Annotated in this window: 13 protein-coding genes; 7 read left to right on the top strand and 6 right to left on the bottom strand. The window is 67.6% G+C overall.

Annotated features, from left to right (window positions below; translation table 11 throughout):
• Positions 1–89 precede the first annotated feature (89 nt).
• Complete coding sequence (locus NJD74_RS04260; protein ID WP_019185367.1) at positions 90–473, top strand: YbjQ family protein; 384 nt, start codon at positions 90–92, stop codon at positions 471–473.
• Between the two features lie 86 nt (positions 474–559).
• Positions 560–1,438, top strand: a complete 879-nt coding sequence (locus tag NJD74_RS04255; RefSeq protein WP_026070125.1) for an SDR family NAD(P)-dependent oxidoreductase — start codon at positions 560–562, stop codon at positions 1,436–1,438.
• A 73-nt stretch (positions 1,439–1,511) separates the two neighbouring features.
• Here the strand turns inward: NJD74_RS04255 and NJD74_RS04250 are convergent, their stop codons facing one another.
• The 5 genes from NJD74_RS04250 to NJD74_RS04230 all read right to left on the bottom strand — a co-directional run bounded on the left by NJD74_RS04250 (position 1,512) and on the right by NJD74_RS04230 (position 5,916).
• Positions 1,512–2,324, bottom strand: coding sequence for a sugar phosphate isomerase/epimerase family protein (locus NJD74_RS04250; protein WP_070473880.1), 813 nt, complete (start codon positions 2,322–2,324; stop codon positions 1,512–1,514).
• Between the two features lie 88 nt (positions 2,325–2,412).
• The gene (locus NJD74_RS04245) at positions 2,413–2,595 is read right to left on the bottom strand and encodes a hypothetical protein (protein WP_019185370.1); all 183 of its coding nucleotides are present in this window, start codon (positions 2,593–2,595) and stop codon (positions 2,413–2,415) included.
• The gene (locus tag NJD74_RS04240) at positions 2,592–3,728 is read right to left on the bottom strand and encodes a PepSY-associated TM helix domain-containing protein (protein ID WP_319623723.1); all 1,137 of its coding nucleotides are present in this window, start codon (positions 3,726–3,728) and stop codon (positions 2,592–2,594) included. The genes NJD74_RS04245 and NJD74_RS04240 overlap by 4 nt, the downstream gene beginning before the upstream one ends.
• A gap of 141 nt (positions 3,729–3,869) precedes the next feature.
• Positions 3,870–5,240 (bottom strand): ATP-binding protein, encoded by a 1,371-nt coding sequence (locus tag NJD74_RS04235; protein ID WP_319623722.1) that lies wholly within the window; start codon positions 5,238–5,240, stop codon positions 3,870–3,872.
• The gene (locus NJD74_RS04230; RefSeq protein ID WP_019185373.1) at positions 5,233–5,916 is read right to left on the bottom strand and encodes a response regulator transcription factor; all 684 of its coding nucleotides are present in this window, start codon (positions 5,914–5,916) and stop codon (positions 5,233–5,235) included. Before NJD74_RS04230 ends, NJD74_RS04235 begins: the two co-directional genes overlap by 8 nt.
• 177 nt (positions 5,917–6,093) lie before the next feature.
• On the opposite strand from NJD74_RS04230, the gene NJD74_RS04225 reads away from it, so the two are divergent.
• The 3 genes from NJD74_RS04225 to NJD74_RS04215 all read left to right on the top strand — a co-directional run bounded on the left by NJD74_RS04225 (position 6,094) and on the right by NJD74_RS04215 (position 10,751).
• On the top strand, positions 6,094–7,299 hold the full coding sequence (locus NJD74_RS04225; RefSeq protein WP_051010540.1) for an efflux RND transporter periplasmic adaptor subunit: 1,206 nt from the start codon (positions 6,094–6,096) through the stop codon (positions 7,297–7,299).
• Between the two features lie 7 nt (positions 7,300–7,306).
• The gene (locus NJD74_RS04220) at positions 7,307–10,420 is read left to right on the top strand and encodes an efflux RND transporter permease subunit (RefSeq protein ID WP_019185375.1); all 3,114 of its coding nucleotides are present in this window, start codon (positions 7,307–7,309) and stop codon (positions 10,418–10,420) included.
• A 112-nt stretch (positions 10,421–10,532) separates the two neighbouring features.
• Entirely contained in the window at positions 10,533–10,751 is a 219-nt protein-coding gene (locus NJD74_RS04215) for a hypothetical protein (RefSeq protein WP_235319017.1), read from the top strand.
• On the opposite strand, the gene NJD74_RS04210 is transcribed toward NJD74_RS04215, so the two are convergent.
• Entirely contained in the window at positions 10,748–11,158 is a 411-nt protein-coding gene (locus tag NJD74_RS04210; RefSeq protein WP_319623721.1) for a GFA family protein, read from the bottom strand. The two genes, NJD74_RS04215 and NJD74_RS04210, sit on opposite strands and share 4 nt — an antisense overlap.
• A 212-nt stretch (positions 11,159–11,370) precedes the next feature.
• Here NJD74_RS04210 and NJD74_RS04205 point away from each other — a divergent pair, with 212 nt between their 5' ends.
• Both NJD74_RS04205 and NJD74_RS04200 read left to right on the top strand, forming a co-directional pair.
• Positions 11,371–12,348, top strand: a complete 978-nt coding sequence (locus tag NJD74_RS04205; RefSeq protein ID WP_019185378.1) for a DUF4105 domain-containing protein — start codon at positions 11,371–11,373, stop codon at positions 12,346–12,348.
• Positions 12,345–14,294: an alpha/beta hydrolase gene (locus tag NJD74_RS04200; RefSeq protein WP_319623720.1), complete on the top strand. Its 1,950-nt coding sequence runs from the start codon at positions 12,345–12,347 to the stop codon at positions 14,292–14,294. The genes NJD74_RS04205 and NJD74_RS04200 overlap by 4 nt, the downstream gene beginning before the upstream one ends.

The raw sequence follows: 14,294 nt of genomic DNA, 5'->3' as shown, positions 1-14,294 counted from the left end.
GCGTTCTGCTTGGCGCTATCCTTCGGCCAGCTCCAGCCGCACCCTGCGCGCTGGCCGGATCGATACTCTCACCCTGGATAGAGGCAGCAATGGCGGATCCTTACAACAGCGGTGGCCGCGCAGGCCCCGCAACCCGGCTCGACGATGCGATGGTGACCACGGCGATGGAACTGCCCGGTTTCCGCGTGGTGCGCAGCCTGGGCGTGGTGCGTGGCATCACCGTGCGTTCGCGTTCGATCGTGGGCAATTTCCTCGGCGGGCTGCAGACCATCTTCGGCGGCAACATCACCATCTACACGCAGCTGTGCGAGCAGGCGCGCGAAGAGACCTATCGCGACATGTCCAACCATGCGCGGATGTTGGGCGCCAATGCGATCATCGCGATGCGCTATGACGCCACCGACGTGATGACCGGCCTGACCGAAGTGCTGTGCTACGGCACGGCGGTGATCGTCGAGCCCACGCACGTCTAGGCATCCTGCGTGCGATATGCCCTGAGTATTGCAGCAAGCTGTCATCGGTATTGGCATCCGCGCTGCGCAAGGCGGATGCTGTCTGCATGACGATCAACGACACACTTTCTTTTGCCGGGCAGGTTGCCCTGGTCACCGGTGCCGCTGGCGGACTGGGACTCGCTTACAGTCGCTTGCTGGCACAGCGCGGTGCACACGTGGTGATGCAGGATGTGGGCGCCGCCCTGGACGGCACCGGCACCGATCCGCGGCGGATCGATCAGGCGGTGGCGCGCCTGCATGCACAGAGCCTTTCTGTCGAGGCCAGCCATCATGGCATCGATACCCGCAGCGGGGCAGCAGCGCTGGTCGCCGATATCCTGCAGCGGCACGGCCGCCTGGATGCGATCGTGCACAACGCCGGCTGGGTCGAGTACCAGCGTATCGATGCGGTGGACGAGGATCGTTTCGATCACATGATGGCGCTCGCGGCCAAGGCGCCGCTGTGGCTGGCGCAGGCCGCATGGCCGGCCATGCAGGCGCAGGGCCACGGCCGCATCGTGCTCACCACCTCCGACCGCGCGCTGTATCCGCAGTACGTGCAGCATGGGCTGGCGGCGTATGCGGCGGCGAAGTCGGCCGCGGTCGGGATCGTCAACGTACTGGCAGCCGAGGGCGCGGCGCATGGCATCGTGGTCAATGCGGTATCGCCGGTGGCCAAGACCCGCATGTGGGGCGTGGAGGGCGAACCGGATGAACTGCATCCGGAGGGCGTGGCGCCGGGTGTCGTGTTCCTGGCTTCACGTGCCTGCATCGAGGGCGGCTGGATCCTGCGGGCCAGCAACGGGCAGTTCCATGCGACCCGACTGACCGAGGCCGAGGGCGTGCATTACCCGCGTGATCTGCGGGCAGTTTCCGCCCGCAGTATCGACGACGTCGCCGCGCAGTGGCAGGACATGGCAAGGCCGACCGTCGAGCCGCGCTGACGCCACGCCCGTGCCTGCTTGAGCGCCTGGCGCGGCACACTGGTGCCGTCGCATGTGGGCAGCCGGAAACACATCAGTGCGCCAGCACCGCCTCCAGCGCCGCCATGGCCTCGCGCGCCACCTCATGGGGATCACGGGCCTTCAACGCGTCGTTGAACACCTCCAGCCCGATCGGCCCGCTGTAACCCATCTCGGCCAGCGCATCGATCAGCGTCTCCAGCGGCCAGAGGCCATCGCCCGGCAGGCAGCGGTGATGCCGCGCCTGCGTGGTCACCTGCCCGGGCAACGGCTGGGCCAGTACATCCGACAGCTGCACCAGCGCGATGCGCTCCGCCGGGATGTCGTGCAGGTCATCGGCCGTACGCCCGGCGGCGAACAGGTGGAAGGCATCGACCACGATATCCAGGTTCGGCGCCCCGACCTGCTCGATCTGCTGCCACGCCGAGGGCAGGGTGGAGTGCAGACGACTCCAGGCCATGCCTTCGTAGGCGATACGCAGGCCGTGCTCAGCGGCACGCAGGCACAGCCAGCGCAGGTCGTCGGCAACCCGCTCGGGCGCGTAGTCGGTTGCCGTGCAGGCAGGCACCAGCACAGTGCCTGCACCGACGTCGTTTGCCAGCGCGAGCAACGACATCGCCTCGGCACGCTTGCTCTGGCGAGTGGCGGCTGAAGCGCCATCAAAATCCAGCAGCACCTGCACGTCGGTGAGCTGCAGGCCGGTGCGCGCCACGGCTTTACGCACGTCGGCGACGGATGAGGACGCGACATCCTCACGCCACAGTTCGACCTGCGCGAATCCTGCCGCGGCGACGGCCTCGAGTTTGTCGACCGTGTCGCCGCCAAGCAGGATAGTGTTGAGGAAGCGGGGGCCGGGCAATCGGTTCATCGGGACAACGCCTTTGCACGCAGTGGATCTCGCGCTCCATGCTATCGACCCGGGCATCGGCGTCCTGTGCAGATGCGCCTGCGCCGCGTCAGCGCGTGCGTTTCACCCACGCACGCACCACCAGCGCGATCAACGCGGTGAACACGAGCCAGGAGATGAGGTCCAACAGCCCGTCGCCGATCAGCGCGCTGACCAAGCCGACCACACTGGCCAGTGCAATCCACGCCGGGGCGATGAAGGGGCTGCGCGGTGGTTTCAGCGGTGCGCTCATGCGGCACCCCCATGCTGCGCGGCGCGCTCGATCTCGGTGACGCGTGCGTCGGTACTGCCACGCTTCACCCACAGATACAGGCCGCTGATCAGCACCGCGATGGTGAGCAGGTCCAGCAGGGCCCACATAACCTTCAGCGGCAGCTTGCCGTAGTCGCCGAAATGCAGCGGCTGGCTCAGCAGCAACACGCTCATGTAGGCCGGCAACTGCGGTTGCGCGGTGAGCTCGCCGGTCTTGGCATCGATCAGCACCGGGCGGTACAGGCGCTCGGTGAGGGCGGTGTTGCCCTGCATGAACACGCCATAGTGGTGTTCACCGCTGTAGCCGGTACCGGGGAAGCTGACGAAGGCCGGGCGCATGCCGGGCTCGGCGGCACGTGCGGTGTCCACGGCGGCCTGCAGCGAGGCCAGCGTGGCCGGCCGTGGCTGGCCAGCATAGCGGGCCGCGAACTCGCCGAGCTGCTCGCTCTGCCAGGCCTGTTCCAGCGGCTTGGCGATGGTGTTGATGGCGCCGGTGACGCCCACCACCAGTGCCCAGCCAAGGGTGACCACGCCCAACACGTTGTGCAGGTCCAGCCAGGCCAACCGGCGGTTGCGACCGGTGCGCAGCGTGCCGAAGCGCTGCTTGCGCATGAACGGGCCATACAACACCAGGCCGGAGATGATCGCCACCGCGAACAGCAGCCCCATCGCGCCCATGAACAACATGCCGGGCAGGCCGAGGAACAGATCGGTGTGCAACCGGTACAGGAAGTACATCACGCCTTCGTTGAACTGCGCGGCTGGCAGCACCTCGCCGGTGGTCGCGTGCAGCAGCGCGGTGTGCATCTGCGGTGGCGGGGTGTCCGGACGTGCACCGGTGTTGACGTACACGGTGGGTGCGTCCGGATCCCAGCCGACGAACAGCGGCACATCGCCGGGATACTGCGCCAGTGCGGTGCGCACCTGCGCGTCCAGATCACGCGGCGTGGCATCGGCCGCCGTGGTGACCACCTCTGGCTCGCTGAGGTGGGCGATCTCCTCGCCGAACACCAGCGGCAGGCCGGTCAGACACAGCAGCAACAGGAACAGGGTACAGACCAGGCTGGTCCACTTGTGGATCAGGAACCAGGCTTTGATGGTGGCACGTTGCATGAAGGCTCTCGGGCGATGGCTGGAGGCACGCGGTGTTGCGACCGGCGGGCAGGTCGCGACGGATTATCCGGATGCCGGGTGGGAATACAAAAGAGCCTCCCCCCAGACCGGCCAGACCGGCCAGACGCGATGCGCCCTCGTTCAGCGAAGGCCCTCGGCCGCACAGCGGATGCTCAACCACGCCCCGCCCCCGGGGGCATCCCCGGCGCGGACCCGGAAGCCGTGCAGGCCGGCAATCGCGGCCACGATCGACAGCCCCAACCCGAACCCCTCGGTGGACTCGCCGCCACTGCCGCCGCGGAAGAAGCGCTGGTAGATCAGGGTGCGGTCCTGCGGTGGAATGCCCGGTCCATTGTCGATCACATCGATCCGCGGTGTGCCGCGGTCGTCCACCGCGCGCAGCACGATCCGGCCTTGGGTGGGGGTGAAGTGCAGCGCGTTGGAGAGCAGGTTGGCCAATGCTTCGAACAGCAGCTCGCGGTCGCCCCACAACGTGCCCACCTGCGGGTCGATCTCCAGCAGCAGCTGCTGGTCCTTCTCCTCGGCCAGCGGCAGGTAGAACGCATGCAGCTCCCGCAGCAGCTCGCCCGCATCCAGTTCGACGAAGGCGGAGCGGCGCTGGTGGCTTTCCAGTTCGGAAATGCGCAGCAGCGCCCCGAAGCGGGCCATCAGCCGGTCGGTTTCGTCCAGCGCCTTGTCCAGCTGCGCCGCGCGCGGGTCATCTTCCTCCAGCCCGACACGGGTGCGGTACAGATGCGCGCGCAGGCGGGTGAGCGGGGTACGCAGATCGTGCGCGATGCTGTCGCACACGCCTTTGACTTCGGTCATCAGCTGCTCGATGCGTTCGAGCATGGCGTTGACGATGCTCGACAGGCGGTCGATCTCATCCGGGCGCCCGGACACCGGCAGGCGCTGGCCGAGATCGCCGGCGATGATCCGCTTGGTCGCGGCCTCTATCTCCTGGATCCGCTTCAACGGGCGCCGGCGCAGGATGTGCCAGCCGGCCAGGCCGGGAATGATGGTCAGCGAAACGCCCCACAGCAGTGCATCGAGGATGATGCTGTTGACCGCGGTGAGCTTGCCGCTCTGGCGCACGAACACCAGCAGCCGGCCATCCTGGGTTTCCACCCCGAGCGCGCGCCCGGGGGCATTGATCGGGCCGCTGCGCAATGACCAGCTATCCACTGCCTGGGCATGTCCATCCATGCGCAGGTCGCCGGGAATCGCCAGCAGCGGGCCGGCCAGCGGCTCCCCGGCGCGGCTGAAGATGCCATAGGCATACGCCCCGTGCAGGTCGTAGCGCAGGCTGTCGCGCAGCGCATCGTCCAGCGCCTGGCCGTTGAACTTCTCGAACAGGTGGGCGCGCTGCTGCAGGCCGGATTCGGCGAGGTCGTTGAGATAGTCCGAGACGCGCCAGTACATCACGCCCAGCAGCACGCTGGACCAGGCGACGAACAGCACGCAGTACAGCCCAAGCAGCCGGCTGCTGGAGGAACGCCATTGATCAGACATGGTCGTCCAGGACATACCCGGTGCCACGCACGGTACGGATCGGCTGGGCACGGCCCGGCTGGTCGATGCGCTTGCGCAGGCGCCCGATGTGGACGTCGATCAGGTTGGTGCCGGGATCGAAGTGATAGCCCCACACCTCCTGGAACAACATGGTGCGGGTGACCACCTGGCCGGCGTTGCGCACCAGGAACTCCAGCAGTTTGAACTCGGTCGGCAGCAGGGGGATCTCCTCGCCGGCGCGGCGCGCGGTGCGGGTCATCAGGTCCAGCTCCAGATCGCCGGCACGCAGCTGGTTGCCGGTCACGGCGGGCTGGCCGTGGCGACGGATCAGCACCTCCACGCGGGCCGCCATTTCGTCCGAGGCGAAGGGTTTGGTCAGGTAGTCATCGCCGCCGGCGCGCAGGCCACGGACCCGCTCATCCACGTCGGAAAGGGCACTGATCATCAGTACCGGGGTGGTGATGCCCTGGCGGCGCAGGGAGGTGACCAGGGCCAGGCCATCGATGCCCGGCAGCATGCGGTCCAGGGTGATCACGGCGTAGTCCCCGCGGGCGGCCATCGCCAGGCCGTCCTCGCCGTTGCCCACCCGGTCCACCTCGAAGCCGTGGCTGCGCAGTTCCGTAGCGATTTCCTCGGCGGTGACGAGGTCGTCCTCGATAGTGAGTACGCGCGGCATGGGCCACTTTGACGATTGGGACGGGTGCATCGTCGCAACCCCCTGTGGGGACTGCAAATGAAAAATGTTTCATGCGGTTTTCGCCGGATCCTCGCCCGGGTTCTCCTATATTCGCCCCGAGCAGTGGCCCTGCCATCCGGGCCGCCTGCCCCGTTCTCGCCTGGAATCCCGCCCCCCATGACCGACCCGCTCCCGTCCTCCCCGGCTTCTGGCCCGTTGCCCGGCCCCTGGCGTCTGACGCTGCTGGGGTTGGCGGCGGCGTTGGCGCTGGGCGCCTGCAGCAAGCAGACGCCCAAGGCGCCCGGCGCGGCGCCGGAGGTGACGGTACTGACCCTGCAGGCCCAATCGCTGGCGCTGGCCCAGGAGCTTCCCGGTCGGACCGTGGCGTCGCAGGAATCGGAGGTGCGCCCGCAGGTCTCCGGGGTCTTGCAGGCCCGGTTGTTCGAGCAGGGCGAGAGGGTGAAGGCCGGGCAGCCGCTGTTCCAGATCGAACCGGCGCTGTACCAGGCCGCGGTGAACGAAGCGCAGGCCAACGTGCGCACCGCGCAGGCCACTGCGGTGGCGGCACGGCTGCGTGCCCAGCGCATGCAGCAGCTGGGCGCGGGCCAGCTGGCAGCGCAGCAGGATGTGGATGACGCGGTGGCCACCCACCAGCAGGCGGAGGCGGCGGTGCAAGCGGCGCAGGCAGTGCGCGATACCGCACGTACCAACCTGGGCTTCGCCCGGGTGACCGCGCCGATCAGCGGGCGGATCGGCCGCGCGCTGTTCACCCCGGGCGCGCTGGTGACCGATGGCCAGGCCGAGCCGCTGGCGCGGATCCAGCAGGTGGACCCGATGAACGTGGATATCACCCAGTCCAGCAACGAATACCTGGCGCTGCGCCGGGCGATCGCCGCCGGTGGCGTGGAGGCGACCCGCGCGCCGGTGCAGCTCAAGCTCTCCGATGGCACCGCCTACCCGCTGGCCGGCACGCTGGAATTCGCCGACATCGATGTCGATCAGGAAACCGGCAGCATTACCCTGCGTGCGCAGTTCCCGAATCCACAGGGACAGCTGCTGCCCGGCATGTACGTGCGCGCCCAGGTCGGGCAGGGCACGCGCCAGCAGGCCTTGCTGGTACCGCAGGCAGCGGTGGACCGCAGCCCGAAGGGCGAGGCGCTGGCGTGGGTGGTGGGGGCGGATGGCCGCGTGCATCAACGCACCTTCACCACGGCGCGTGCGGTGGGCGACCAGTGGCTGGTGCTCGAGGGCCTGCGTGCCGGTGAGCAGGTCGTGCTCAGTGGCCGCCAGGGGCTGAGCGAAGGCGCCACGGTACGCATCAAGCCCGCCACCGCAGCCGCACCGGCCCCGGCGCCTGCCGCCGCGCCGGCCGGCGAAGGCTGAGCGGCCGATGCTGCCGCGCTTTTTCATCCACCGCCCGGTCTTCGCCTGGGTCCTGGCCATCTGCATCATGGCGCTGGGCACCATCGCGGTGACCCAGCTGCCGGTGGAGCAGTACCCGGACATCGCGCCACCGCAGGTCAACATCACCGCCAACTACACCGGCGCCTCGGCACAGACAGTGGAAGACAGCGTCACCCAGGTGATCGAGCAGCAGATCAAGGGCATCGACCACCTGTTGTATTTCTCTTCCACCAGTTCGTCTTCGGGCCAGGCGCGGATCACGGTCACCTTCGACCAGCGCGCCAACCCGGACATTGCCCAGGTGCAGGTGCAGAACAGCGTCAACCAGGCGATCAACCGGCTGCCGCAGGAAGTGCAGCAGCAGGGCGTGACCGTGGCCAAATCGCAGGGCGATTCGCTGATGGTGGTGTCGCTGTATGACACCCACCGGCGCATGGAACGGGTGGACGTCTCCGATTTCCTGGTCAGCAATGTGCAGGACCCGATCAGCCGCATCCCCGGCGTGGGCGAAATCAACGTGTTCGGCTCGCCCTATGCGATGCGCATCTGGCTGGACCCGCACAAGCTGCGCGCGTTCGATCTGATGCCCTCGGATGTGCGTGCCGCGATCCAGGCGCAGAACACCCAGGTCACCGCCGGTGAACTGGGCGCATTGCCGACCGGGCCGGAGCAGGCGCTCAACGCGACCGTGACCGCACAGTCGCGGTTGCAGACCGCCGAGCAGTTCCGCGCGATCATACTGCGCACCCTGCCCAGCGGCGCGGCCGTGCACCTGGGCGATGTGGCGCGGGTGGAGATCGGCGCGGAAAACTACCAGACCAGCAGCTTCCTCAACGGCTATCCCGCGGCCGGTTTCTCGGTGACGCTGGCCTCCGGCGCCAACGCGCTGGAAACCGCCGATGCGGTGCGCGCGGAGATCGAGCGCCTGCGTCCCAGCTTCCCGCCGGGGCTGGAAGTGGCCTACCCGCGCGACAGCACGCCCTTCGTGCGGGTCTCCATCGAGGGCGTCATCCACACCCTGATCGAGGCGATCGTGCTGGTCGTGGCGGTGATGTTCCTGTTCCTGCAGAACCTGCGCGCCACCCTGATCCCGGCGATTACCGTACCGGTGGTCCTGCTGGGCACGTTCGGCGTGCTGGCGGTGGCCGGGTTCACCATCAACACCTTGACCCTGTTCGCGATGGTGCTGGCGATCGGCCTGCTGGTGGACGATGCGATCGTGGTGGTGGAGAACGTCGAACGCATCATCCACGAGGAACACCTGCCGCCGCGCGAGGCGACCGAAAAATCGATGGGCGAGATCACCGGTGCGCTGGTCGGCATCACCGTGGTGCTCGGCGCGGTGTTCCTGCCGATGGCCTTGTTCGGCGGTTCCACCGGCATCATCTACCGGCAGTTCTCGATCACGATCGCCTCGGCGATGGCGCTGTCGGCGCTGGTCGCGCTGACGCTGACCCCGGCGCTGTGCGCGACCCTGCTCAAGCCGTCCAGCGCGCAGAAGCCGCCGGGCCGTTTCTTTGCCTGGTTCAACCGCGGCGTGGAGCGCAGCCAGAACGGGTATCGCGGCAAGCTGGGCGGGATCGTGGCGCATCCGCGGCGCTGGATGGCCTTCTATGTGCTGCTGGTGATCGGGGTGGTCGCGTTGTACGCGCGCATGCCGACCGGCTTCCTGCCGGTGGAAGACCAGGGCCAGGTGACGTTCCAGTTCTCCACGCCCGAAGGCACGCCGATGGCGCGCACCGAGGCGCTGGGCGAACAGATCAGCCGCTATTTCATGGAGCATGAAAAAGACAGCCTGGACGTGGTGTTCGTGGTGGTCGGCCGCAACAACGCCGGCACCGGCCAGAACGCCGGGCAGGGGTTCATGGCGCTCAAGCCGTGGTCCGAGCGCGACGCCGAGCACAGCGCCGGGGCCATCATTGCCCGTGCCAACGCGCACTTCCGCAACCTGCCCGATGCGAAGGTCAACGTGCTGGCGCCACCGGCGGTGCGTGGGCTGGGGCAGTCCAGCGGGTTCGAGTTGTGGCTGCAGGACAACAGCGCGGCCGGGCGTCCGGCGCTGCAGGCGGCGCAGGAAAAGGTGGTGCAGGCCGCCAGCGATGACGACCGGCTCACCTCGGTGCGGTTGAATGGCCTTGGCGACAAGGCCGAGCTGCATCTGGACATCGACCAGGCGCAGGCCAGTGCGCTGGGCCTGGCCCAGGCGGACATCAATTCAACGCTGTCTTCTGCGTGGGGCGGCACCTACGTCAACGACTTCCTCGACCGCGGCCGGGTCAAGCGCGTGTACGTGCAGGGCGACCAGCCCTACCGCAGCGTGCCCGATGACATCGGCCAATGGTATGTGCGCGGCAGCAACGGGCAGATGGCCTCGTTCGCCAGTTTCGCCAGCAGCCACTGGTCGCGCGGGCCCCAGCTGCAGCAGCGCTTCAACGGCCTGCCGGCGATGCAGATCCAGGGCAGTGCCGCCGAAGGGCGCAGCTCGGGCGAGGCGATGCAGACGATGCAGTCCCTGGTGGCCGATCAGCCCGGGTTCGCGTTGCAGTGGAGCGGACTGTCCTACCAGGAACAGCTGTCCAGCAACCAGACGTTGTGGCTGTATGCGGCCTCCATCGCCTTCATCTTCCTGTGCCTGGCCGCGCTCTACGAGAGCTGGACCGTGCCGGTGGCGGTGATGCTGGTGATCCCGCTGGGCGTGATCGGCACGGTGATCGCCACCACCGCGGCGGGCTTCGTCAACGACATCTACTTCCAGGTGGGGCTGCTGACCACGATCGGTCTGTCGGCCAAGAACGCGATCCTGATCGTGGAATTCGCCGAGGCCGAGTACCGCGCGGGCAGTTCAGCGGTGGATGCGGCGCTGAAGGGCGCCCGCCTGCGCCTGCGGCCGATCGTGATGACCTCGCTGGCGTTCGTGGCCGGCGTGATCCCGCTGGCCCTGGCCACCGGCGCTGGCGCCGTGAGCCGGCGCGAGATCGGCGTCAGCGTGATCGGCGGGATGCTCTCCGGCACGTTGCTGGCGATCGTGCTGGTGCCGCTGTTCTTCGTGCTGGTGCGGCGGCTGGGCAAGCCCCGCCCGGATAGGGCGGCAGAACACTGAATGGCGGGGCGCCCCGGATCCCGGATTTCATCTTCTTGACCCATTCCGTTCACGGTCTCCATGCCGGCGGGCCATTAGCGTAGATCGTCCCCACACCGCTTGGAGACATGCCATGAATCCCCTGCAGACGGTCGCTCGGACCATGCGAAACGGGTTGGAAGAAGTGGCGGCCCTGCTGGTCGGCCAGCGCGCGGAGTCGCTGCGCCAGGACGATACCGCCGCGCCCGGGGTGGGCATCCCGATGCCGCGCCGGATGCCGCTCAAGCGCCCGCTGCTGCATGGGCGCAAGGGCATGGCCCCGTGGCAGAAGATCGGCCCGGGCCGTCGCTAAACGCGGTTGGCATCGGCGGGGTGGTTGACCCCGTCATTCACCGGCACCTGTTCGATATCGAACGGATTGACGCCGTCCAGGCAGCCGACGTTGTAGCCATATTCATCCGGTGAAGAACGTCGCTGATGGTGCGTGTAGATGCCGCACACGCTGCAGAAGTGGTGGCGGGCGACGTGCGTGTTGAACTGATACAGCCGCAGTTCGTCCTGCCCCTGCACGATCTCCAGATCCGCCAGCTTCGCCGAGGCCACGATCGCGCCGCGGCGCCTGCACATCGAACAATCGCAGCGGCGGGGCGAGACCACGCCGTCCGGCAGGTGCAGGCGCAGCACGACGGCCCCGCAATGGCAGCGCAGCAGATGGTGGCGCTGGATGGGCACCCCCCCGATGGTGGTCAGTCCCTGCATGGGTGGCACGTCCCTGGTAGCCAATGAGTAGCCCCAGTATGCGATCGCGCGGGGCGGCCAGGCCAGGCCCTGACGGCGTCGGGGGTGAACGCAGGGTCGAAGCTGAACAGGCTCGACATGCGGCGAACACAGGGGTTATGGCTAACTAGCGCCCCGGACAGACGACGGATCGATGCGTGAAGAAGGCAGGACGATGGGGGCTGGCGCTGCTGATGCTGCTGGCGGCGCTGTGGATCACCGGTTTGCTGGCCTACCAGCTGCCGGGGCCCGGCTGGTTGCGGTATCTGCTGGTCGGCCTGTGGGCGGTGTTCGCCGTCACCGGTGCGGTTGGCGTCGCGCGCGCGCGCGCCGGGCGCTGGCCGGGCGTGCTGTACGGCGTGGCACTGGTCGCCTCGGGCATCTGGTGGCTGCTGCTCACCCCGCGCCAGGACCGGATCTGGGCCGACGATGTCGCCCAGCGCCTGAAGGTGGTCGAGGTGGATGGCCCACGCGTGGTGCTCGACAACGTCCGTGACTTCACCTGGCGCAGCGAGACCGACTACGACGCGCGCTGGGTGCGCCGCGAGTACAACCTGGACCAGCTGCGCTCGGCCGATCTGATCCTGTCCTACTGGATGGGGCCGGCCATCGCGCACACGCTGATCTCCTTCGGTTTCGACGATGGCCGCTACCTGGTGTTCTCGCTGGAGATCCGCAAGGAGCGCGGCGAGTCGTTCTCCGCGCTGGGCGGGTTCTTCCGCAAATTCGAGATGACCCTGGTCGCCTCGGAGGAAACCGACATCGTGCGCACGCGTACCAACGCGCGTGGCGAAGACGTCTATCTGTACCGCCTGCACGGCATGACCCAGGCGCAGCTCAAGGCCCTGTTCGTCTCCTACCTTGGCGAGGCGCGCAAGCTCGACGCCGCGCCGGCGTTCTACAACACGTTGACCAGCAACTGCACCACCATCGTGTACGAACTGGCCAAGCAGATCGCGCCGGGCCTGCCGATGGATTACCGGCTGCTGGCCTCGGGCTACTTCGCCGAGTACGCGCGCGATCTGGGCGTGCTCACGCCGGGCGTACCGTTCGAAACGCTGAAGGCACGCGGCCGGATTACCGACCGTGCGCGGGCGAGCCATGCAGACGATGATTTTTCACAGGTGATCCGCCGGGGCGTCCCGGGGACAGGGCAGGGAAGCGTTCCATGAGTTCCGCATTGAAGCTGTTGCCGCACCGCGCGTTGCCGATACTGGCCGTGGTGCTCTCGCTGCTGCTCTCCAGCGGCTGCGCGATGGTCACCATGAAACAGGTGGCCCCGACCGAATACCTGGCCAACAAGCGCGGCGACGTGCTGACCTCAGGCAAGCTCAGTGCCGCTTCGCAGGAAACGCTGAGCGTGATCGGGATGGACGTGGCGCAGTGCGAAAAGGACGTGGCCACCTGCCAGAAGACGTTGGAAGACACCGACGTGCTGCCCGAGGAACAGCGGCTGTCCGCACAGTCCGAGCTGTGGGTGAAGACCGCGCTGGCGCTGACCCCCAAGCCCAAGGACCGCGAGAAGACGCCGATGTCCGATGCGGCGCTGGATGCATGGCTGGAAGCTGCGCGCTATGCCTACGCCTACCTGTTCTTCAGCGGCCGAACGCCTTCGGACCGCGCCTTCGAGGATCGCCAGACCCAGGTTCGCGATTACTACAACTACGCTGCCGAGCAGACCGCCTCGGTGGTGTTCAAGCGCAGCCGCGAGAGCGCGCTGGAAGGCGAGGACTACAACGCCGCGGTGGCCGGTGAGCGCTGGACGCTGACCTCCGATTTCGATGAGCTGCGCATGCAGAGCATCCCGACCCGGATGGTGTCCGCCTCGGCGGTGAGTTTCGCCGGCCTGCGCAGCACCTATCGCCGCGATGGCTTCGGCGCCGAGCTGGTGGTGATCATGGACCCGCCCAAGCTGGTGGCACCGGCCGATGGCGAGAAAGCGGAGATTCCGCAGTACAGCGAGATGTCGGCGATCAACGCCACCGCCCTGCTGCGCTTCAAGGGCGACAACCTGCAGCAGGTGCTCGATACCACCCAGGTGCTGTTCGACGTGTACTCGCCCGAGTCCACCGAGAGCGTGGACCTGCACGGTGAGAAAGTGCCGCTGGCGGGCAACTTCACCGCGGCCTACGGCTTGTGGCTGGCCCAGTCCGGCTTCGCCACGCAGTCGCTGCGCACTCTGTTCGGCATGAGCGAGGGCATCGGTGCGCCGCACATGTACCTGATGCAGCCGTGGGACCCGAACCGCCGCATCATCTTCATGCTGCACGGCCTGGGCAGCAGCCCGGAAGCCTGGGTGAACGTGGCCAACGAGATCATGGGCGATCCCGAGCTGCGCCGTCATTTCCAGGTCTGGCAGGTCTATTACCCGACCAACGCGCCCATCGCGCTGAACCGCTACGAGATCAACCAGGCCTTCAACAACACCCTCAAGCACTTCGACCCGACCGGCAGCACACCGGCGGCCAAGGACATGGTGTTCATCGGCCACAGCATGGGTGGCGTGCTCGCGCGACTGCTGGTGACCTCCTCCGGCGATGTGCTGTGGAACGACCTGCTGGCCAACTACGACCTCAAGGGCGAGCGCTTGAAGCGGGTGGAAGCCAAGCTCGGCCCCCTGCTGCATTTCACCGCCGAGCCGAACGTGGAGCGGGTGATCTTCATCGCGGCCCCGCACAAGGGCACCGACATCGCGGGCAATCGGCTGGGGCGCCTGATCGGCCGGCTGGTGCGCCTGCCGATCACGATCCTGGGCAAGTTCGAGGATGTGTTCCTGACCCTGCAGGAATCCGAATCGGCCAACAGCACGACCAAGCTGCAGATTCCCAACAGCATCGACAATCTCAAGGCCAGCGATCCGTTCGTGAAGGCCGCTGGCGCGCTGCCGATCACGCCGGGGCTGAAGTACCACTCGATCATCGCCCAGCGCAAACCGGAGGTGCCGTTGCAGCAGTCCGATGATGGCCTGGTGCCGTACTGGAGCGCGCACCTGGATGGCGCCGTGTCGGAGAAGGTCATCATCTCCGGGCATAGCGTGCAGGAGACCCCGCAGGCCGTGCTGGAGATCCGCCGCATCCTGCACGAGGATCTGGAAGAGGTCGGCGACACGCATCCTTAG

Source organism: Stenotrophomonas sp. RG-453, from assembly GCF_033843685.1.
In the GTDB taxonomy this organism is placed as follows: domain Bacteria; phylum Pseudomonadota; class Gammaproteobacteria; order Xanthomonadales; family Xanthomonadaceae; genus Stenotrophomonas; species Stenotrophomonas bentonitica_A.
The sequence above is the reverse complement of the archived record's forward strand: the minus strand, read 5'-3'. Positions and strand labels throughout refer to the sequence as shown.